This is a genomic window from Pseudomonas sp. P97.38, assembly GCF_001269745.1.
GTDB lineage: Bacteria > Pseudomonadota > Gammaproteobacteria > Pseudomonadales > Pseudomonadaceae > Aquipseudomonas > Aquipseudomonas chlororaphis_E.
The window spans coordinates 502,958-523,023 of the sequence record NZ_LHVJ01000009.1 but is presented as its reverse complement, the minus strand read 5'-3'; the positions used below and the strand labels follow the sequence as shown (position 1 = coordinate 523,023).

General features: G+C 62.9%; 21 protein-coding genes and 1 pseudogene. 13 read left to right on the top strand and 9 right to left on the bottom strand.

The window, feature by feature from the left end; translation table 11 throughout:
• Positions 1–25: 25 nt before the first annotated feature.
• The 3 genes from AD664_RS04305 to AD664_RS04295 all read right to left on the bottom strand — a co-directional run bounded on the left by AD664_RS04305 (position 26) and on the right by AD664_RS04295 (position 3,089).
• The gene (locus AD664_RS04305; protein ID WP_053144633.1) at positions 26–1,174 is read right to left on the bottom strand and encodes a MalY/PatB family protein; all 1,149 of its coding nucleotides are present in this window, start codon (positions 1,172–1,174) and stop codon (positions 26–28) included.
• Positions 1,175–1,237: 63 nt separating this feature from the next.
• Positions 1,238–2,161 (bottom strand): alpha/beta fold hydrolase, encoded by a 924-nt coding sequence (locus AD664_RS04300; RefSeq protein WP_053144631.1) that lies wholly within the window; start codon positions 2,159–2,161, stop codon positions 1,238–1,240.
• Between the two features lie 130 nt (positions 2,162–2,291).
• Entirely contained in the window at positions 2,292–3,089 is a 798-nt protein-coding gene (locus AD664_RS04295) for a crotonase/enoyl-CoA hydratase family protein (protein ID WP_053144629.1), read from the bottom strand.
• Positions 3,090–3,228: 139 nt separating this feature from the next.
• On the opposite strand from AD664_RS04295, the gene AD664_RS04290 reads away from it, so the two are divergent.
• The gene (locus AD664_RS04290) at positions 3,229–3,804 is read left to right on the top strand and encodes a TetR/AcrR family transcriptional regulator (RefSeq protein WP_047738638.1); all 576 of its coding nucleotides are present in this window, start codon (positions 3,229–3,231) and stop codon (positions 3,802–3,804) included.
• Here the strand turns inward: AD664_RS04290 and AD664_RS27800 are convergent.
• The 3 genes from AD664_RS27800 to AD664_RS04280 are packed head-to-tail and all read right to left on the bottom strand — an operon-like array spanning position 3,801 to position 4,784.
• Positions 3,801–3,926, bottom strand: coding sequence for a hypothetical protein (locus AD664_RS27800; RefSeq protein ID WP_256207010.1), 126 nt, complete (start codon positions 3,924–3,926; stop codon positions 3,801–3,803). The genes AD664_RS04290 and AD664_RS27800 overlap by 4 nt on opposite strands.
• Positions 3,926–4,345, bottom strand: a complete 420-nt coding sequence (locus AD664_RS04285; protein ID WP_053144627.1) for a YeeE/YedE family protein — start codon at positions 4,343–4,345, stop codon at positions 3,926–3,928. The genes AD664_RS27800 and AD664_RS04285 overlap by 1 nt, the downstream gene beginning before the upstream one ends.
• 1 nt (position 4,346) lies before the next feature.
• Positions 4,347–4,784 carry a YeeE/YedE family protein gene (locus tag AD664_RS04280; protein WP_371260941.1) on the bottom strand — a complete coding sequence of 146 codons (438 nt, stop codon included), beginning with the start codon at positions 4,782–4,784 and terminating at the stop codon, positions 4,347–4,349.
• A 172-nt stretch (positions 4,785–4,956) separates the two neighbouring features.
• Here AD664_RS04280 and AD664_RS04275 point away from each other — a divergent pair, with 172 nt between their 5' ends.
• Both AD664_RS04275 and AD664_RS04270 read left to right on the top strand, forming a co-directional pair.
• Positions 4,957–6,363 carry a hypothetical protein gene (locus AD664_RS04275; RefSeq protein WP_053144623.1) on the top strand — a complete coding sequence of 469 codons (1,407 nt, stop codon included), beginning with the start codon at positions 4,957–4,959 and terminating at the stop codon, positions 6,361–6,363.
• A 164-nt stretch (positions 6,364–6,527) separates the two neighbouring features.
• Positions 6,528–7,046: a hypothetical protein gene (locus AD664_RS04270; RefSeq protein ID WP_042729155.1), complete on the top strand. Its 519-nt coding sequence runs from the start codon at positions 6,528–6,530 to the stop codon at positions 7,044–7,046.
• A gap of 12 nt (positions 7,047–7,058) precedes the next feature.
• Here the strand turns inward: AD664_RS04270 and AD664_RS04265 are convergent, their stop codons facing one another.
• Positions 7,059–7,928: a GyrI-like domain-containing protein gene (locus AD664_RS04265; RefSeq protein ID WP_053144622.1), complete on the bottom strand. Its 870-nt coding sequence runs from the start codon at positions 7,926–7,928 to the stop codon at positions 7,059–7,061.
• Positions 7,929–8,124: 196 nt separating this feature from the next.
• On the opposite strand from AD664_RS04265, the gene AD664_RS04260 reads away from it, so the two are divergent.
• Together AD664_RS04260 and AD664_RS04255 are read left to right on the top strand one after the other, a co-directional pair.
• On the top strand, positions 8,125–9,573 hold the full coding sequence (locus AD664_RS04260; RefSeq protein ID WP_083454128.1) for an MBL fold metallo-hydrolase RNA specificity domain-containing protein: 1,449 nt from the start codon (positions 8,125–8,127) through the stop codon (positions 9,571–9,573).
• A gap of 118 nt (positions 9,574–9,691) precedes the next feature.
• Entirely contained in the window at positions 9,692–10,387 is a 696-nt protein-coding gene (locus tag AD664_RS04255) for a tRNA (adenine(22)-N(1))-methyltransferase TrmK (protein WP_053144619.1), read from the top strand.
• Between the two features lie 196 nt (positions 10,388–10,583).
• Here AD664_RS04255 and AD664_RS04250 read toward each other — a convergent pair whose 3' ends face one another.
• Positions 10,584–11,477: a LysR family transcriptional regulator gene (locus AD664_RS04250; protein WP_053144617.1), complete on the bottom strand. Its 894-nt coding sequence runs from the start codon at positions 11,475–11,477 to the stop codon at positions 10,584–10,586.
• A 126-nt stretch (positions 11,478–11,603) separates the two neighbouring features.
• Between AD664_RS04250 and AD664_RS04245 the strand changes: the two genes are divergently transcribed.
• From AD664_RS04245 to AD664_RS04210, 8 genes and pseudogenes are all read left to right on the top strand, one after another.
• The gene (locus tag AD664_RS04245; RefSeq protein WP_172679695.1) at positions 11,604–12,752 is read left to right on the top strand and encodes a muconate cycloisomerase family protein; all 1,149 of its coding nucleotides are present in this window, start codon (positions 11,604–11,606) and stop codon (positions 12,750–12,752) included.
• Between the two features lie 10 nt (positions 12,753–12,762).
• Entirely contained in the window at positions 12,763–13,053 is a 291-nt protein-coding gene (gene catC, locus AD664_RS04240) for a muconolactone Delta-isomerase (protein WP_053144614.1), read from the top strand.
• A gap of 54 nt (positions 13,054–13,107) precedes the next feature.
• A complete protein-coding gene (gene catA, locus AD664_RS04235) occupies positions 13,108–14,037 on the top strand; it encodes a catechol 1,2-dioxygenase (RefSeq protein WP_053144612.1) in 930 nt (309 codons plus the stop codon).
• Between the two features lie 107 nt (positions 14,038–14,144).
• A complete protein-coding gene (locus AD664_RS04230) occupies positions 14,145–15,104 on the top strand; it encodes an AraC family transcriptional regulator (protein WP_053144610.1) in 960 nt (319 codons plus the stop codon).
• 295 nt (positions 15,105–15,399) lie between these two features.
• Positions 15,400–16,763, top strand: a pseudogene (gene benA / locus AD664_RS04225) (benzoate 1,2-dioxygenase large subunit).
• A complete protein-coding gene (gene benB / locus AD664_RS04220; protein WP_042729147.1) occupies positions 16,760–17,248 on the top strand; it encodes a benzoate 1,2-dioxygenase small subunit in 489 nt (162 codons plus the stop codon). The pseudogene benA and the gene benB overlap by 4 nt, the downstream one beginning before the upstream one ends.
• Before the next feature lie 10 nt (positions 17,249–17,258).
• A complete protein-coding gene (gene benC / locus AD664_RS04215; protein WP_053144609.1) occupies positions 17,259–18,272 on the top strand; it encodes a benzoate 1,2-dioxygenase electron transfer component BenC in 1,014 nt (337 codons plus the stop codon).
• Between the two features lie 7 nt (positions 18,273–18,279).
• Positions 18,280–19,053: a 1,6-dihydroxycyclohexa-2,4-diene-1-carboxylate dehydrogenase gene (locus AD664_RS04210; RefSeq protein WP_053144607.1), complete on the top strand. Its 774-nt coding sequence runs from the start codon at positions 18,280–18,282 to the stop codon at positions 19,051–19,053.
• A gap of 56 nt (positions 19,054–19,109) precedes the next feature.
• Here AD664_RS04210 and AD664_RS04205 read toward each other — a convergent pair whose 3' ends face one another.
• Entirely contained in the window at positions 19,110–20,063 is a 954-nt protein-coding gene (locus AD664_RS04205; protein WP_053144605.1) for a sensor domain-containing diguanylate cyclase, read from the bottom strand.
• Between the last annotated feature and the right edge of the window lie 3 nt (positions 20,064–20,066).

Genomic DNA, 20,066 nt, shown 5'->3' with positions numbered 1-20,066 from the left:
GAGCAGCCCCCCCTCGCCAACGTCTTCAACCCCTGGCCTTGAGGCTGCGCTCCATTCGCGCAATGCCTTCCTCCAGCAGTGCCCGCGGGCAGCCGAAGTTCAGGCGCACGAACTGGCCGGCGTCATCGCCGAAATCCAGGCCGGCGCTCAGGCCGACCTTGGCGTTCTGGAGGAAGAACCCCTGCGGATCCTCCAGCCCCAGCGCCGAGCAATCCAGCCAAGCCAGGTAGGTGCCCTGGGGGACCGTCATGGTGATGCCGGGCAGGCGCGTCTCGACCGCTTCCACCAGGTAGTCGCGGTTGGCTTGCAAGTAGGCCTTCAACGCTTCGAGCCACGGGCCTGCTTCGCTGTAGGCCGCGCAGGTCGCTTCCAGCCCCAGGGCGTTGACGCTGTCGACCATGCCGGCGCGGGCAGCGTTGACCCGCTCGCGCAACCTGGCGTCCTGGATGATGGCGAACGAGGTCTTCAATCCGGCGATGTTATAGGCCTTGCTGGCGGACATCAGGGTGATGGTGCGTGCGGCAATCTCCGGGCTGAGGGAGGCGGTCGGAATGTGCACGCGCCCGTCGAAGCACAGGTCGGCATGGATTTCGTCGGAGATGATCCAGGCATCCTGCGCCAGGCAGATATCAGCCACCGCCTGCAACTCTTCGCGACCGAACACCTTGCCCAGCGGGTTGTGGGGGTTGCTCAACAACAACGCACCGCCCCCTTGCAGGGCATCACGCAGCGGGCCAAGGGGCGTATGGAACTCGCCATTGAGCGCATTGAAACCCAGCTCGACCTTGTTCAGTTGCCAATGCCCCGGGGCGTTGCGCAGCGGCGGGTAGTTGGGCACCTGCACCACGACATTCTGGTCGGGCGCGACCAGCGAGTGCAGGGCCATGTTGAAGCCCGGCTCGACCCCCGGCAAAAACACGATCTGCTGCGGCTCGACCCGCCAGGCGTACTTGTTCCACAGGTCGGCCACGACCGCTGCGCGAAGGTTGTCCTGGGCCACGCTGTAGCCCAGCATCGGGTGTTCGAGGCGCTTGTGCAGCGCCTCGATGACCACGGGCGGGGCAGGGAAGTCCATGTCCGCCACCCACATCGGCAGCACGTCGGCCGGGTAGCGACTCCATTTGGTGCTGCCGGTGCCGTGGCGCTCGAACACCGTGTCGAAATCGAATGTCATGGTCGTTCCATCAGTCTGGGAATTGGGATGGGGGCCATGATAAAGCAAAGGGCGCCGGAGCGTTCATCGGTAATCCCCCGTGCCGTTGCGATGACGTGGCGCCGCCGATTCAAGTGAAGCGCTGAACCAGTCGAGCATTTCATCCCAGACCCGAGTGGCCGACGCGCGGAAATAGCCCATGTGCCCGATGGCTTGCCGGGGTGAGTCGGGCGCAAGGTTGCGGGTCAGCACCGATGCATTCCGGTACCCCTTGATGAAGGCATCCCGTGACACGGGTGGCGCCCAGGGATCGTCGCTCGCGTTGGCGAACACCACCGGCACGCGTACCTCGGCGTACAGATCGGCGACGTGCGCCATGGCCGGGTCGTCGAAAAAATAATGGGGATGGGCGCACCAGCGTTTCCAATCCTTGTAGACACCCAGCGGTAAGTCGTCGCCCATGCCCAGGATGCTCCAGGCCATGTAGCCCTTGCAGGCGACAATCACCGGCAGCACCCATGTCCACAGCAGGCGAACCTTGAAGGCCTCTCGCCGGGGCATCCATCCGGCCCAGCCGGCGCCGGTCCCAAAGCAATAGGCCGCGGTGATCCGGTCGTGGTTGGGTAGCAGGCCCAGTGCGTGCCCGCCAAAGGAGTGGCCCACCCAAAATAGAGGGGTGTGACCGTCGTCCATGAACTCGACGGCTGCGGCCAGGTCTTGGTACCCCCAGTCCAGATAAGACATTTCGAAGCCTTTGAGCGTCTTTGGCCGAGACTCGCCGACGCCCCGGTAATCGATGGTCAGCACGTTGAACCCACGCGCGCTGGCGTGTTGGGCAAAGCGCCGGTAGAAGCGTTGTTGCACGCCCGTCGCGCCCGCCATGATCAGGTTGCCCTTCGGCGTGCCCTGGGCGCAGTAGCGGGTGGCGGCGAGACGAAAACCATCGCTTGTTGTCAGGTTCACCTGATCGATGACTGAGAAGGCCTTGGACGTTACAGGTTTGCTCATGAGGGTTGTTCCGTTCGTGTGGCGGCGATCAGCTCTTTGCCAAGAATGAAGTTATCCGGACGCCCCGATCAGTGGCTCGGCCAGTGCTGCCGAACCCGTTGCGATCGGGAGGTCCGGGCGGCGTCCGGGGTCAGCGACCTTTGAACACCGGCTCACGCTTTTGCATCATCGCCATCACGCCTTCGCGCACGTCTTCGCTCTTGATCAGCGAGAACAGCAGGGCATTGAGGTTCGAGAGCGCGGCGGCGTCGCCTTCATCCCGAGCCTGGAAAGCCGATTGCAAGGTGGCCTTGATGGCCAAGGGTGCGGCCTTGGCGATGCGCTCGGCGTATTCGAGGGCTCGGGCCAACTCCTGGCCGGGCTCGACCACTTCGGTCAGCAGGCGCATGGCCAATGCCTGGTCGGCGTCGAAGGCTTCACCGGTCAGCATGTAGCGCATGGCGTTGGTCCAGCCGGCAGCCTGGGTGAAGCGAACGGTCGAGCCGCCGGAGGGTGGAATGCCCCGCAGCACTTCCAGGTGGGCGAAGCGTGTGTTGCTGGCGGCGATGGCAATGTCGGCGTTGAGCACCAGTTCGATACCGGCGGTCCAGCAGGTGCCTTGGACGGCGACGACCACGGGCTTGGTCCGACGCGGTTTCGACACGCCCCAGGGGTCAATGCCTTCGTCCGGGTACTGGAAACCACCCGAGGCCAGCTTCGGCGCCAGTTCCATCAGGTCGAGGCCGGCGGTGAAGTGTTCGCCGTGGGCGAACAGCACCGCACAACGCGATTGCTCGTCGCGCTCGAACTCACCGAAGGCCAGGGCCAGGTCGGTGAGCATGGCACTGTCGAAGGCGTTGCGTTTGCCCGCCCGATCAAGGCCGATCAGGAAAAGATGGCCACGTTGCTCGCGGGTGACACGACCCGCACCGCTGTTTGCTTCGCTCATGTAGGGCTCCTGGACACTGTTCAGTTACTTAACGTACGTTTGGTTTGCAGAAACTAAACAAACATTCGGTAACCGTCAAATTGAGACGCCCAGGCTTATGTCATAGAATCAATCCCACTGATCGAGAGCAGGACTGACCGTGCGACCGTTGAAAATTCCCCGTGATGAGCTGCTCCAGCGCTGTGCAAACACGTTCAAGCGCCTTGGCTACCATGGCACGACCATGGACGCGCTGTCGTCGGCGTGCGGGTTGACCAAGGCTTCGTTCTATCACCATTACTCCAACAAGGAGTCGTTGCTGCGCGATGTGCTGGAGTGGACCCATGCCGGCCTCAAGCAAACCTTGTTCGCCATTGCCTACGATGAAAGCCGTTCGCCCCAGGAACGGTTCGTGGCGATGGGGCGCAAGGCCAGGAAGTTGTTCCAGCAGGATTCGATCGGCTGCCTGATGGGGGTGGTTGCCATCGACGCCACGTATGGCAAGACCGAACTGATGGAACCGATCCGCGCCTTCCTGGACGACTGGACCGCCGCGTTTTCCAGGCTCTTCATCGGGCGCTACGACCAGGAGCAGGCCACCGCGCTCGCCCGGCAACTGGTGGCTGATTTCGAGGGTGCGATCCTGTTGACGCGCATCTACGGCGACGCGGGCTACCTGGACGGCGTGATCGCGCGCGGTGTGCATCAGTTGGAAGCGGCCGAGATCGCCGGTTAGACCGCCAGCGCCTGCTCCAGGGTTTGCTTGAGTTCCTGCCAGATGACGTCCAGCGGTGCCGTGCTGCGGGCGGCCCGGTGGCAAAGGGGTTGGCTTGCGCCGCCGGGCATTGGACGGTTCATCAACGTAGGTTCCGGCGCTCTAGGGCGCTGAACAACAGCATGCTCACCAGCATCGCCACGCTGAACAGGATGACTTGCCAATGCCCTGTCAGCAGCAGGGCAACCGCGGGGCCGGGGCAAATGCCGGCGATGCCCCAGCCGATGCCGAACACCAGGCTGCCCCCGATCAGGCGCCGGTCCAGTTCGCGCTTGACCGGCCATTGCATCGGGTTGCCCAGTAATGAGCGTGAACGGCGGCGGGCCCAGGTCAGCGGGCCAATCGCCGCGCCTATCGCACCGGCCATCACCAGGCCCAGGGAAGGGTCCCAGGCGCCGCCCAAGTCCAGGAACGCCAGTACTTTTGCCGGGTTGGTCATGCCCGATAGCAGCAGCCCGAAGCCAAACAGTACACCCGCGATAAAAGCCGTCAACTTGACCATGTCAGGCCCCCAGCACGTGGCGCAGAATAAATACGGTGATGAAACCGCTGAACATGAAGCAGGCCGTGGCCACCATCGAACGCGGTGACAGGCGGGAAAGGCCACACACGCCATGGCCGCTCGTGCAGCCCGAGCCGTAGCGGGTGCCGAGGCCCACCAACAGGCCGGCGACCGCAAGGCCAAGCCAGCCGCCCTGGAATTCGATTCGCGGCGCCACGGCAAACACCCCCCATAACAGCGGCGCGACCAGCAAGCCCAGCAGAAACAACGCCTTCTCATCGACGCCTTCGCTGCCACGTTGCAAAAGGCTGCCGATCAGCCCGCTGATGCCGGCGATGCGACCGTTGGCGATGACAAACAGGGCAGCGGCGAGGCCGATCAATACGCCGCCGGCGAGGGAGGACCACGGGGTGAAGTTGAGCCAGTCGATTGTCATGATGGGGTCACTGTTGCTGGGTTGGCCGTCGCGCCGAGCCTGGCACGGCGAAAATCCAAGTGTCGTCCTGTGATGCAGTTCTTACAACTGCATTGAAAGGTTGGGCCTACTGTCGCGATGGGGGCGAGCTTGTCGTTACACTGCGCCTCCCCGATTTTCAGCAAGGAAGCGATGGATGCGTTCGCTTGTCAGTGGTGTGCTTCTTTCCGCGGCCCTGGTGGCGCCGGCGATGGCTGAACCGCGCTCTTTTTCGGTCAATGACCGCGACGGCCAATACCGGGTCGACGTCCTGTTCCCGGACCCGCCCGAAGACCCCGAGCAACTGGCGCAAGCGTTCATCACCGTGCGCGACAACAACACGCAAGCAGTCTTGCAGCAGTTGCAGACGCCGGCCGGCAATGTGCCGGTCGATCGCGACGGCAAGGTGAACCCCTGGCTGCTGGGTCCCTTCAGCCTGTTGTATTTCGCCGACTTCAACTTCGACGGTCGCCAGGACCTGGCGATTCGCAACGGCACGGACCCTGAGTCGCGCTACAAGCCGATGTTCGACGTCTACCTGCAAAACCCGAACAAACCCCAATGGGTACTCAACGCCGCCCTGACGGACCTGGCGAAGCAAGCCAGCAGCGGGATGTTCTCGGTGATTGCCCAGGACCATATCCTGTTCACCCAGACCGACCGCGGCTGCTGCTCGACCCGTACCACCCAGTGGCAAATGCAGGGTGACGCGTTGGTCCGGCTTCGCTCTTCCAGCGAGGATGAGGTCGAGCCGAGCGAGCTTGGCGACAGCTCCAGCATGCCCAGCGGCTATAAACGCCAGACCTACGGAGAGTTGAAGGACGGCCAATGGCACGAGCAGACCAGCCTGAGCGGGCCGGACTACGAGGACCCGATCATGCTCAAGGGCACCGTCGGCGGCAAAGCCCCGGTGGACCTCTGGTACCAGCAACAGGGCGCGCTGATGATCGGTGAAGTGCGCTATACCAAGGGCGGCAACGGTAAACCGATCAAGTTGGCCGGCTTTATGAACAACGACGGCGATGACAGCTACGCGGTCCTCCAGGAATTTGCCGACGATGGCCGCCAGACAGGTATCTGGCGGATCACTCAGGGACAGGCCGAGCCCTACGACTTCACCGGCACCTGGATCAGTGGCGTCAAGGGCAATGACCGGCAAATGGCGGTCATGCTGCACGGTGATGCGGGCGAACCGGATGTCGAAGCGAGCGGTAAAGTCGGTTCCGCCCAGCGTAGCGGTCATTACCAGATGCGTAAGGACGCCCAGGGGCACGACGCCGACCTGGACTTGAAGATCCTGCCCGAGCGGGATGCCGAGGGCAGAGAAGTCGCAGAGTTTACAGTGACCGTGAGGGACGCCGCGACGGCCCGGCAAGTCTTGCGGGAGCACCAAGTGGTGCCAATGGACGCCGACAACCTGATCATCGTGCGCGGGCCACAGGCGTTGGGCGACGGCGGGCCTTATCACATACAGCTGTTACCCCACTTCGCGGTCATCAGCCACAACGAAGCGTTCGAGTCCCCGGAGGATCTGCCGGGGATGTACCTGAGGCGGCAGCCTTGAGTTCAGGGCGGCTGAGCCTTGGCCTTGGCGGGCAGGCTTGCTCCCTTAGGTTATCGGAGTGGAGCTTGCCCGCTCGAAATTCGATAGCAAATTCCCATCCACGCGCTAACATCCGCGATCATCTCCAACACCTTGGATCGCTCATCATGAAAGGATCTCTCACCATGACATTGCGTCTGCTTGCCGCCAGCCTGTTCCTGTTTTCTTCCCTGACCCACGCCGCCGAGCCGGCCAGTGTGCCCAAAGCCCTGCAAGAGCAGGTCGGACACCTGGTGGCACTGCTCCAGGACAGCTACGCCACCGGCTACCCCGAGGCGACCACGGCCCAGACCTTGAACACCGGCGAGGAAAGCCAGGTGACGCTCGCCGTGTTCACCATCGAAGGCTTCGGCGGCGGCAACAACTACAGCCAATACCTGGCCGCCTTCACGCCTGAAGAAAACGAAGAAGGCATGCTGCATTACAGCCTGCTGGACGTCATCCGCATTGGCGGTGACAGCTGGCGTTCGATCGACAAGCTCAATGCCAAGCTGGTCAGCGACCCGGCGGGCGAGCAAACCCTGATCGACATCCCCGTGATGGAAAATACCGACGACGACGCGCCGAACTTCCCCAGCAAGACCGGCGTCATCCACCTGTCCCTGGAAGGCTCGAACGCCCAGCGACTGGTCGAGGTCAAGTAACGCGTCGCGCCGCTACTGCAGCGGCACATACACATCCGTCTGCCATTGGTTCTTCGGCGTTTCGGGATAGACACTCAGGTATTCGAAGAACAGCGGCTCATTACGCAGTTCTTCGCCACTGGTGGGAAGCCAGTCGCGATAGATCGGATAGATCGTTTCGCCGATGTGATCCGGCGACCCTGAATGGCGCACCACCACGTAGCGTCCCCCGGCAATGACGTGTTCGCGAATGCCGAATTCATTGGGCGCCACGGCCTCGTGAATTTCACCGCAAATGGCGAAGCGGAACGCGTGCGCCGGGGTCGTGTCGGGGTTGCTGTAAGGAATGCCGAACGTCCGGCTGGACGCCACCGGCGATTGCCCGCTCTGCCTGCGCCACTCGACGAATGTGCGCACTCTCTCGTCGACGCGTTCGGAAGGGCCGCAGTGTTCAAGCGCGGCGACTCTGACTTCGGCACGTTGCACGATTTTGACTTGCATGATGATGGTCCTGGAAAAGTGAGGGATGGCGAATACCGCATTCCAGACCTGCCAGTTTGGTGCCTTGCGGAAAACGCTCGGTGACCGGCCGAATGCTCGTCTGAACGCTCTGCTGAAGGCTTCGGGACTTTCGAAGCCAGCACTGAGGGCGGCATCCAGCACCGAACAGTCTGCCTGGGCGGTGAGCCGGTGTGCCGCCTGTCGCAGCCTCATCAGTTGCACATAGCGTGAAACGGACACCCCGACGAACGCCGTGAACTGTCGATGGAAATGAAACGCCGAAAAGTTCGCCACCTGGCTCAGCGCATTCACCGATAAGTCTGCTTCGAGATTGGCCTCGATGTAGGCGAGTACCGCGTTGAAGCGTTTCAGGTACGCGTGGTGGCTCGGCGTGTCAGGCACTGGAATAACCTTCCTGGAAGTACGGTCGGCAATAGCATCAACGATAGCCGGTAGAGATACCTAGCCGTGCTTGCTCAAGGCGTCGATTCCCGCTCAGCCCACCATCGCGCGTGGCGAAGGGCATTAACCGGCGGAAACTATCTCGCTCGGCGCGTTGCCGAAAAGACGTCAAGCCAGCGTCCGCCAAGGAAACCTGATGAACAACCCGAAAGTCATTCACCACGGTGCGCACGAAGGTGTGACCGGCTCGTGTCATCAGGTCTGGATGGACGAGACCTACAGTCTGCTGATCGACTGCGGCCAGTTCCAGGGAGAGGACGAGGGGCAGGGCGGGAACGATGCGCTGGGCCTGGATTTTTCCATCGAAGGCATCAAGGCCCTGATCGTCACGCACGTGCACATCGACCATGTCGGGCGGATTCCCAACCTGCTGGCGGCGGGCTTCGAGGGTCCGATCCTGTGCAGCGAGCCCTCGGCGCGGCTGTTGCCGATCGTGCTTGAGGATGCGTTTCGCCTGTCGATCAGTCGCGATCAGGAGCAACTGGAGCGCTACCTCAAGGTCGTCGAGCAACGGATCATTGCCTTGCCCTATGGCAACTGGTTCACCCTGCACGAAACCGATCAGACCCGTTGCAAGGTGCGCCTGCAACCGGCCGGGCATGTACTGGGTTCGGCGTATGTCGAATTGCAACTGGGCGAGGAATCGGCGGGCAGGCGCGTGGTGTTCAGCGGTGACCTGGGGGCGTCACATTCGCCGATCCTGCCTGACCTGGTGCCACCTGAGCGCGCCGACCTGCTGATCATGGAAAGCACCTACGGTGACCGCCGCCACGAAGACCGGGCCCATCGCCGCGAGCGTCTGTTGGCCGCCATCGAGCGGGCGTTGGCGGACCAGGGCACGGTGCTGATCCCCTCATTCAGCATCGGCCGGACCCAAGACCTGCTGTATGAACTGGAAGAGATCCTCCACGAAAAAGACCTGTCCAACCCGGTCCGTGAGCCCCCGACCACCGCCAAGAACGGCGCTGCCGATATCGACTGGCCGCAGATTCCGATCATTCTCGACTCACCGCTCGCCAGCCAATTCACCCGCACCTACAAGGAACTGCAGGGCTTCTGGGATGACGACGCCCGGCAACGCCTGGAACAAGGCCGCAAGCCGCTGTCCTTCAAGCAACTGATCACGGTCGATAGCCATGATGAACACCGACGCATCGTCGAGCACCTTACCGACACCGCTCGCCCGGCGATCGTCATCGCCGGCAATGGCATGTGTTCCGGCGGGCGAATCGTCAACTACCTCAAAGCCATGTTGGGCGATCCGAGGCATAACGTGGTGTTCGTCGGCTATCAGGGCAAGGGCACGCCTGGGCGGGACATTTTGACCCACGGGCCGGAGGGCGGATTCGTGATGCTGGAGGGCGCTCGCGTCGACATCCGTGCCGGTGTCGACAGCGTCAGCGGCTACTCGGCCCATGCGGACCAGGCTGACCTGGTGGGCTTTGTCACCGGAATGAAGGCCTGGCCCGGGGAAATCCGCCTGATCCACGGCGAGGACCAGGCCAAGCAGCGCCTGGCCGAGGTGCTGCGGGCGAGGTACCGGGAGGCGGGCCAGGAGGGCCAGATCTCCATTCCCCCGTCGTGATCGGCCGGCGCTGGAGGGAGACTTGTCGCATAAATTTGAATTACACGACGTGGCTCGCCAGAATCGCGCCCCGATCCGGGCAAAAGGTGCCGGACGTTGAGGGTCAAAGGGGCGGCAGTTGAACGAACAGACATTGTCCATGCGTCTGGAACGCGTGGCGGCGCACGTGCCGTTGGGCGCGCGATTGGCCGACATCGGTTCGGATCACGCTTATCTGCCGGTGGCGTTGGTTCGCCGTGGCGCTATTACAGCCGCAGTGGCCGGTGAGGTGGCATTGACGCCGTTCGCGGCCGCCGGGCGAACCGTGCGTGAAAGCGAGCTGGAGCGCCAGGTCACAGTGCGCCTGGCCAACGGGCTGGAGGCGATCGAGCCGAGTGATGGGATCACGGCGATCAGCCTTTGCGGCATGGGCGGGGAGACAATCCGCGACATCCTCGACAGCGCAAAAGCGCGCCTGAGCGGACAAGAACGCCTGATCCTGCAACCCAACGGCGGTGAGCAGCCGTTGCGCCAGTGGTTGATGGAGAACGACTATCGGATTCTCTGCGAAGAGGTGCTGCGGGAGAACCGCTTTGACTATGAAATCATCGTTGCCGAGCGCACGGGCCCGGTGCTGTATACCGCCCAGGAGCTGTACTTCGGCCCCTTGCAGTTGCAGTCACGCAGCCCGGCCTTCCTGGCCAAGTGGCAGCGCCTGCTGCGCCAGAAGCACAAGACCCTGGCCAGCTTCGCCCAGGCGCGGCAGGCCGTGCCCGAGGCGAAGGTGCAGGCCGTTGCCCGCGAGGTGAAGTGGATTACCGCGCTGTTGGCATGACAATCAAGCCGTCCTTGTCATCAGAAGATGAACTTGAACAGCGCAATGACCACGATCAGGCCGATCAGGAAAATGATGCCAACGGTGCCGCCAAGGAATTTCAACATAAGAACGCTCTCATCAGATGGGCTTATTTTTCTAGACCGCCCGTGATGCCGCTCGTTTCGTTAATTTTCCTGCCGGTAGCAAGAAGGCGTCATTGCCGTCCGAGTTCTTCCCTCAGCGCGTCGATCAGGGCCAAGCAATGGATCATCGCTGGCGACGCGTCGTTGGCCCGTCGGCTCTGGATGATCGGCGAGGTCGCGTCGTCCTCCAGCAGCGTGCAGAAACCGATGTCGTCGCGGTGCAACACCTGCACCGAGGCCGGCACGAGGGTGATGCCCATGCCGGCGCCCACTAGGCCGATGGCGGTCTGCAGTTCGTTGGTCCACTGGGCAACATTGATGCTCAGGCCTCGCGCCTTGAAGAGGCCCATGACATGGTCGGCATAGCTCGGGCGTGGGTTGCCGGGGTAGAGCACGAAAGGTTCGGTGACCAGTTGATCCAGCGTCACCGGCTGACCGGTCAGCGGATGCCCGGCGGGTAGGGCGACCACCAGACGATCCTCCGTCAGCACTCGTTGGACAATCGCCGGGTCGTCGATGTGGATGCGCCCGAAGCCAATGTCGATACGACCGGCCTTGAGCGCCTCGACCTGTTGCAGCGTGGTCATTTCCGAGAGCCCGAGTTCCAGCGCCATCGCCTCGTGGCTACGCAGGCGGCGAATCAATTCAGGCAGCACGCCGTACAAGGTTGACGGTGCGAAACCGATCCCCAGCCAACGCTTTGCGCCCTCACCGATGCGCCGGGTATTGCCGCAGACCTTCTCCAACTGTTCCAGCAGGGTGGTGGTCTGCTCGAAGAAAAAACGTCCGGCGTCGGTGAGTTTCAGTGGACGCCCACGCTCCAGCAGCATGACCCCCAATTCGTCTTCCAACTGCTGGATCTGCCGGCTCAGGGGTGGCTGGGCGATGTGCAGGCGTTCAGCGGCGCGGGTGAAATTGAGGGTTTGCCCCAGGACCTGAAAATACCGCAGGTGGCGCAGTTCCATGGGGCCTCCCATGAGTGAATGGTTAATACCTTCAAGGTATCGATCCAGACCAATTCTATATTGGCTTCCCGAAAAAAGCCGTACCAGAATCGGTTCCAGAATTTTAAGAACCTGATGGGTATCGAGATGCTGGAAACCGCCATTGAGTCGATCGAGACGATCATCGTCGATCTGCCAACCATCCGCCCGCACAAGCTGGCGATGCACACCCTGCAGCACCAGACCCTGGTGATCATCCGCGTGCGCTGCGCCGATGGCATCGAGGGCATCGGTGAATCCACCACCATCGGTGGCCTGGCGTATGGCAACGAAAGCCCCGAAAGCATCAAGACCAACCTCGACCGGCACTTCGCACCGCTGCTGCTCGGCCAGGACAGCCGTAACGTCAACGCTGCGATGCTGCGTCTGGAGCGTTGCATCCGTGGCAACACCTTTGCCAAGTCCGGCGTCGAAACCGCTTTGCTCGATGCCCAGGGCAAACGCCTCGGCCTGCCGGTCAGTGAACTGCTGGGCGGACGGGTCCGTGATTCACTGCCGGTGGCCTGGACGCTGGCCAGTGGCGACACCCACAGGGACATCGCCGAAGCGGAAAAAATGCTCGATCTGCGCCGCCACCGGATCTTCAAGCTGAAAATCGGCGCCGGTGACGTCAACCGTGACCTGGCGCACGCCATTGCGATCAAGAAGGCGTTGGGCGAGCGTGCCAGCGTGCGGGTCGACGTCAATCAGGCCTGGGACGAGGCGGTGGCACTGCGGGCTTGCCGGGTTTTGGGCAGCAACGGCATCGACTTGATCGAGCAACCGATTTCGCGCAATAACCGCGCCGGCATGGCGCGCCTGAACGCCATCAGCCCGGCGCCGATCATGGCCGACGAATCCATCGAAAGCGTAGAGGATGCGTTCAATCTCGCCCGCGAGGGCGCGGCGTCGGTGTTCGCCCTGAAAATCGCCAAAAATGGCGGGCCGCGGGCCGTGTTGCGCACGGCGGCCATTGCCCAAGCGGCGGGCATCGCGCTGTACGGTGGAACGATGCTGGAAGGCGGCCTGGGCACCCTGGCGTCGGCCCACGCGTTCGTGACCCTGGACCGACTCGCCTGGGACACCGAATTGTTCGGCCCGCTGTTGCTCACCGAAGACTTTCTCAATGCCCCCCTGGTCTACCGCGATTTCGAACTGCACGTGCCTAAGGCCCCCGGCTTGGGAGTGAGCCTGGATGAAGAGCGCCTGGCGTTCTTGCGCCGTGACAAAACCGCCACCCACGTCCAAAGCGCCTGAGGAAAGCCCCATGCTGTTTCACGTAAAGATGACCGTGAACCTGCCGGTCGACATGAACCCCGAACGGGCCGCGCGGCTCAAGGCCGACGAGAGAGCCCTGGCCCAGCGCCTGCAAGCGCAAGGCACGTGGCGTCATTTGTGGCGCATCGCCGGGCTCTACGCCAACTACAGCGTGTTCGACGTCGACAGCGTCCAGCAACTGCATGACCTGCTGATGCAACTGCCGCTGTACCCGTACATGGCGATCGAAGTCACCGCGATGTGCCGCCACCCGTCCTCGATTCACGAGGATGATCGCTGAGCCCGTTGGGGCCGCCTCGCTACACTCATAATTACAAGATGAGGAACTACCGCAATGAACATCAAGATTTCCCACACGGCCGGCGTCCAGCAGTTTCTCGAGCAAGCCAGCGGCCTGTTCAACGACGAAGGGAACCCGCGCACCAAGGCTCTGGTTTACCGGATCCTGCGTGATTCGGTGAACATCATCGAAGACCTGGGCGTGACCCCGGAGGAATTCTGGAAAGCCGTCAACTACCTCAACGTCCTTGGCGCACGTCAGGAAGCCGGGCTGCTGGTGGCCGGCCTGGGCCTTGAGCATTACCTCGACCTGCTGATGGATGCCGAAGACGAGCAGGCCGGCAAGTCCGGCGGGACGCCGCGGACCATCGAAGGTCCGTTGTATGTGGCCGGCGCGCCGTTGTGCCAAGGCGAAGCCCGCCTGGATGACGGCGCCGACCCGGGCGTGACCCTGTTCATGCAGGGCCAGGTCCTGAACACCGCTGGCGAGCCTTTGGCCGGCGCTGTCGTGGACGTCTGGCACGCCAACACTGGCGGCACCTACTCGTACTTCGACACCACGCAATCGGCGTTCAACCTGCGCCGGCGCATCGTCACCGACGCCGAGGGTCGCTATCGCTTTCGCAGCATCGTGCCGTCGGGCTATGGCTGCCCGCCGGACGGTCCGACCCAGCAATTGCTCGATCAATTGGGTCGCCATGGCCAGCGCCCGGCGCACATCCACTTCTTTATCTCGGCGCCGGACCATCGGCACCTCACCACCCAGATCAACCTGGATGGCGACCAGTACCTGCATGACGATTTCGCTTACGCGACCCGCGACGAACTGATCGCCAGGATCACCTTCAGCGACGATCCGGCGCGCGCCAGCGCCCGGGGTGTCAGTGGCCGGTTTGCCGAGATCGATTTCGACTTCACCTTGCAGCCGTCCGCCCAGCCCGAAGAGCAGCAGCGCCACGAGCGAGTTCGCGCACTCGAAGCCTGACCCCACGACGGCCAACCGACGGCACGGGCATGTCCCGTGCCGTCGGTGTTTCGGGCGTGGCGCCGCGTAATAGCCATGGCCCTTATAACAAGAACGGGAGTGACCCGATGATGCACGCGCAACTCTTGAGTCAGCGCAGTACCGTGTTCGATCACGCCGACCCTCATGCAGTCTCTGGCTACATCAACCAGCATGTCGGTACCCATCGCATCGGCATGCCTCGGTCCGGGCGGCCGCTGGCCAGCCTCAACCACCGCAAGTTCGCCAGCCTCGACCTGTGTCGCATCAGCTACGGCGGCAGCGTGCGCGTCACGTCCGGGGCGCTGGAAAACGTCTATCACCTGCAAGTGTTGTTGCACGGCCATTGCCTGTGGCGCGGTCGTGGGCTGGAACATGCCTTCACGCCGGGCGAACTGTTGCTGATCAACCCCGACGAACCGGTGGACCTGACTTATTCGGCCGATTGCGAGAAATTCATCATCAAGTTGCCGGTCCAACTGCTTGAGTCGCTCTGTGACGAGCAACGCTGGCGGTATCCGGGGCAGGGCGTGCGGTTCCTGGAGAATCGCTATCGGCTCGATGAACTGGAAGGGTTTGTCGGCCTGCTGGCCATGATCTGCCAGGAAGCCGAAGCCAGCGAGCCGGTGCCCAGGGTGCAGGAGCACTACGCACAGATCATCGCCAGCAAGATGCTCGGCCTGATGAAAACCAATGTCAGCCGTACCTGCCTCGGCTCGCAGGCGGCCACGTTCGAGGGGCTCGCCGATTACATCGCCCGCCACCTCAAGCAGGACATCGACAGCGAGGCGCTGGCCCGCCAGGCGCGGATGAGCCTGCGGTCGCTGTACGGGTTGTTCGAGCGCCATGCCGGCACCACACCGAAGAACTACATCCGGCAGCAACGCCTGGAGCATATCAAGGCTTGCCTGAGCGATTCGGGTTGCAACGTTCGCAACGTCACCGAAGTGGCCCTGGACTATGGCTTCCTGCACCTTGGGCGCTTCTCCGATAGCTACCGCAAGCAATTCGGCGAACTGCCTTCCGAGACCTTGAAACGCCGCCACTGATGCGCCGGGCTTGCCCGCGAATGCGGTGGGTCAGTCGACCTCTTCATCAACTGACCCACCGCATTCGCGAGCAAGCTCGCTCCCACAAGGGCGTCTGGGGCGGACACACATCTTGATCCACCCAATAACGCTGTGGGAGCGGGCTTGCCCGCGAATACGGCATCGCATCCAACTCAATTCGCCAGTCGATTGCCCCTGCGCAAAACGGATAAAGGTCTGCAACCTTCGGATAGTGCACCCCATCCCCCCGTCCTAGCATGGCCCTGCCTGAACAAAAACAATGGAGGCGGCGGCCATGTCCCTGCGACCCGAATACCTTCACTCCCTGCTTGAAGACGACAAGGAACACGGCATCTATCGCTGCAAGCGCGAGATGTTCACTGACCCACGGCTGTTCGACCTGGAGATGAAGCACATCTTCGAGGGCAACTGGCTGTACCTGGCGCACGAAAGCCAGATTCCCGAGAAAAACGACTTCTACACCACCACCATGGGGCGCCAGGCGATCTTCATCGCGCGCAACAAAGACGGTGAGCTCAACGCCTTCCTCAATGCCTGCACCACCGTGGCGCGATGCTCTGCCGACACAAATCCGGCAACAAGAGCTCCTACACCTGTCCCTTCCACGGCTGGACGTTCAACAACTCCGGCAAGTTGCTCAAGGTCAAGGACCCTGCGGCGGCGGGCTACCCGTCGAGCTTCAACTGCGAAGGCTCCCACGACCTGACCCGGGTCGCGCGTTTCGAGTCGTATCGTGGCTTCCTGTTCGGCAGCCTCAACCCCGATGTCGTGCCGTTGGTCGAGCACCTGGGTGAGTCGGCCAAGATCATCGACATGATCGTCGACCAGTCCGCCGACGGCCTGGAAGTGCTGCGGGGCTCGTCGAGCTACATCTACGAAGGCAACTGGAAACTCACGGCCGAAAACGGCGCCGACGGCTACCACGTCAGTTCCGTGCACTGGAACTACGCGGCCACCCAGAACCAGCGCAAGCAGCGCGAGGCCGGCGATTGCAACCCGACCATGAGCGCCGGCAGTTGGGCCCGGCAAGGCGGCGGTTTCTATTCCTTCGACCGCGGCCACATGCTGCTCTGGACCCGGTGGGCGAACCCCGAGGACCGGCCGCTGTACGAGCGCCGCGATGAGCTCGCCCAGGGCTTCGGCAAGGCCCGCGCCGACTGGATGATCGAGCACTTGCGCAACCTGTGCCTGTACCCCAACGTTTACTTGATGGATCAGTTCAGCTCGCAGATCCGCATCGCCCGGCCGATCTCGGTCAACCGCACGGAAATCACCATCTACTGCATCGCGCCCAAGGGCGAGAGCGACCAGGCCCGTTCGAGCCGGATCCGGCAATACGAGGATTTCTTCAACGTCAGTGGCATGGCTACGCCCGATGACCTGGAAGAGTTCCGCTCCTGCCAGACCAGCTACCAGGGCAGTACGACCGCCTGGAACGACATGTCCCGGGGCGCCGAGCACTGGGTCGAGGGCGCCGACGAGGCCGCGAGGGAGATCGACCTACAGCCGTTGCTCAGCGGTGTGCGCACCGAGGACGAAGGCTTGTTCGTGTTGCAGCACAAGTATTGGCAGCAAACCCTGCTCAAGGCCCTGGCGGCCGAGCAGTCGGAACGGATCGCCGTGGAGGCCGTGCAATGACCATTACCCATGACGCCGTGCGCGACTTTCTCTACCGTGAAGCCCGTTACCTCGACGACCGCCAATGGGACGCCTGGCTGGAGCTGTACGCCCCGGATGCGACGTTCTGGATGCCCGCCTGGGACGACAACGACGAGTTGACCGAAGACCCGCAGCGGGAAATCTCCCTGATCTGGTACGGCAACCGCACCGGCCTGGAAGACCGGGTCTTTCGGATCAAGACCGAGCGTTCCAGCGCCACCGTGCCGGACACCCGGACCTCCCACAACCTCAGCAACATCGAGCTGCTCGAACAACGCGACGGCCTGTGCCAGGTGCGCTTTAACTGGCACACCCTGAGCTTTCGCTACAAGACCGTCGACAGCTACTTCGGCAGCAGCTTCTACACCCTGGATATGCGCGGTGAAAACCCGCTGATCAAGGCCAAGAAAGTGGTCCTGAAGAATGATTACGTTCGCCAGGTCATCGATGTCTATCACCTGTGAGGCAGCCGTCATGACTCATTCCATTGCATTGAACTTCGAAGACGGCGTCACCCGGTTCATCGAGGCCACCGCCTGCGAAACCGTGGCCGATGCCGCTTACCGCCAGGGCATCAACATTCCCCTGGACTGCCGCGACGGCGCTTGCGGCACTTGCAAATGCTTTGCCGAGGCGGGGCGCTACGAGCTGGGCGAGGACTACATCGACGATGCGCTCACCGCCGACGAGGCGCAGCAGGGCTTCGTGTTGACCTGCCAGATGCGCGCCCAGAGCGATTGCGTGGTGAGGGTGCCGGTGTCCTCGGACGTCTGCCGCACGCAACAGGCCCATTTCGAGGCGAACATCAGTGCGGTGCGCCAGTTGTCGCAGAGCACCATCGCCTTGTCGATCAGGGGCGAGGCCTTGAGCTCGCTGGCGTTTCTGCCGGGCCAATACGTGAACCTCGGCGTGCCCGGCAGCGACCAGACCCGCGCCTACTCGTTCAGCTCACTGCCGCGCGACGGCGAAGTCAGCTTCCTGATTCGCAACGTGCCGGGCGGCCTGATGAGCAGCTTCCTCACCGGCCTGGCCAAGGCCGGAGACACGCTGCGGCTGGCCGGGCCGCTGGGCAGTTTCTACCTGCGTGACATACGGCGGCCGCTGTTGCTGCTGGCCGGTGGCACCGGCCTGGCCCCGTTTACCGCGATGCTGGAAAAAATCGCCGAACAGGGCAGTGAGCACCCGGTGCACCTGATCTATGGCGTGAGCAACGATTTCGATCTGGTGGAGCTGGAACGGCTGCAAGCCTTCGCCGCCCGGATCCCCCGTTTCAGCTTCGCTGCCTGCGTAGCCAACCCTGACAGTCAGCATCCGCTCAAGGGCTATGTGACCGAGCACATCGAGCCTGGGCACCTGAACGAGGGTGATGTCGACGTTTATCTGTGCGGTCCGCCGCCCATGGTCGAGGCGGTCAGCCAGTTCATGGGCGAGCAGGGCATTGCCCCGGCGAACTTCTACTACGAAAAATTCGCCGCCAGCGCGGCCTGAGGTGTCCATGAGCCGATTCAACGAAAAAGTCGCGTTGATCACCGGCGCCGCCCAGGGCATCGGGCTGCGGGTGGCGCAACGCATGGCGGCCGAAGGCGCGCGGTTGATCCTGGTGGACCGTTCTGAGCGAGTCCTGGCGTTGCAGGAGGAACTGGCATCGGCCCAACCGGTGCTCGCCTTGACGGCGGACCTGGAACAGTACGACGAGTGCCGCCGCGTGATGACCCTCGCCGTGGCGCATTTCGGCCGCCTGGACGTGCTGGTCAACAACGTCGGCGGCACGATCTGGGCCAAGCCTTTCGAACACTATGAAGCCCCGCAGATCGAGGCCGAAGTGCGCCGCTCGCTGTTCCCGACACTGTGGTGCTGCCACGCGGCGTTGCCATTGATGCTTGAGCAGGGCAGCGGCGCGATCGTCAACGTGTCCTCCATCGCCACGCGCAGCATCAATCGGGTGCCCTACGGCGCCGCGAAGGGCGGGGTCAACGCCTTGACCGCGTGCCTGGCTTTCGAAACCGCCGGCCGCGGGGTGCGGGTCAACGCAACGGCGCCCGGCGGCACCGAGGCACCCCCTCGGTTGATCCCGCGAAACAGCGCCGAGCAAAGCCCGCAAGAAAGAACCTGGTACCAACAGATCGTCGACCAGACCCTGGACAGCAGCCTGATGAAACGCTACGGCACCTTGGACGAACAGGCCGCCGCGATCCTGTTCCTGGCGTCCGACGACGCGTCATACATCACCGGGGTGACCTTGCCGGTGGGCGGGGGCGATCTGGGCTGAGCCTTGATGCTGGCTTCGCCCAGGCGGTTATCGATCAAATACGATTGAGGGAGGACTCACCCATACACCGTCACCCGATTGCGCCCGGTCTCCTTGGAGGTGTACAGGGCGTGGTCCGACCAGGCGATCAGGTCCGCATGGCTGTTGGCGGGCTGGCTCAGGTCGGCGACGCCCAGGCTGATGGTGAAGCGGATGCGCTGGTCGCCATGCATCACTTCCAGGCCTTCGATGGCCTTGCGCAGGCGTTCGGCAAATACCTGGGCGCCGGCCTTGTCGGTGTCGGAAAGCACCACGCCGAACTCTTCGCCGCCGTAGCGCCCGGCGGCATCGGAGTCGCGCACATGCTCGCGCAGGACCCGCGCCACCTGCTCGATCACCTTGTCGCCGGCCTGGTGCCCGTAGGTGTCGTTGACCCGCTTGAAGTGATCGATGTCGAACATCACCAGGCTCAGCTCATTGCCATAGCGCAGGTGCCGGGCGTAGGCGGCCTTGAGGTTTTCTTCCCAGTGACCGCGGTTGTACAGGCCGGTCAGTCGGTCGATGCTCGACAACTGTTGCAACTGCGCATTGGCGGCCTGCAACTGATGACGGTTGGTGGCGACGTCGGTGACGTCGTAGATCACCAGGCAGATATGGTTGATCTTGCTGTCGGGAGAGTGCAGCGGCAGCAGCGTGGTGTTCTGGTACATGAATTCCTCTTCGCCGGTGATCGGCTGGTAGTTCATGAACCGCACCAGGTACGGGCGCTGCTCCCAGATGGTGAACGCCGGCGTGCCCAGAGTGGCGACGCTTTCCACCTTGCGGCTGAACCATTGGCGGTCGATTTCCGGAAACAGGCTGAAGAAGTGCTGGTTCTGGGCATCCTTGGGCTGTATGCCGGAGCGGTTCTCCATGAAGGTGTTCCAGACTTGCACACGGTAGTCGCGGTCGAGCACCACCACCCCGACGTCGATGCTCTGAACCACGGCCAGCAACCAGTGGAATTCGTTCAGGTCGATAGAATCGTTCATGGC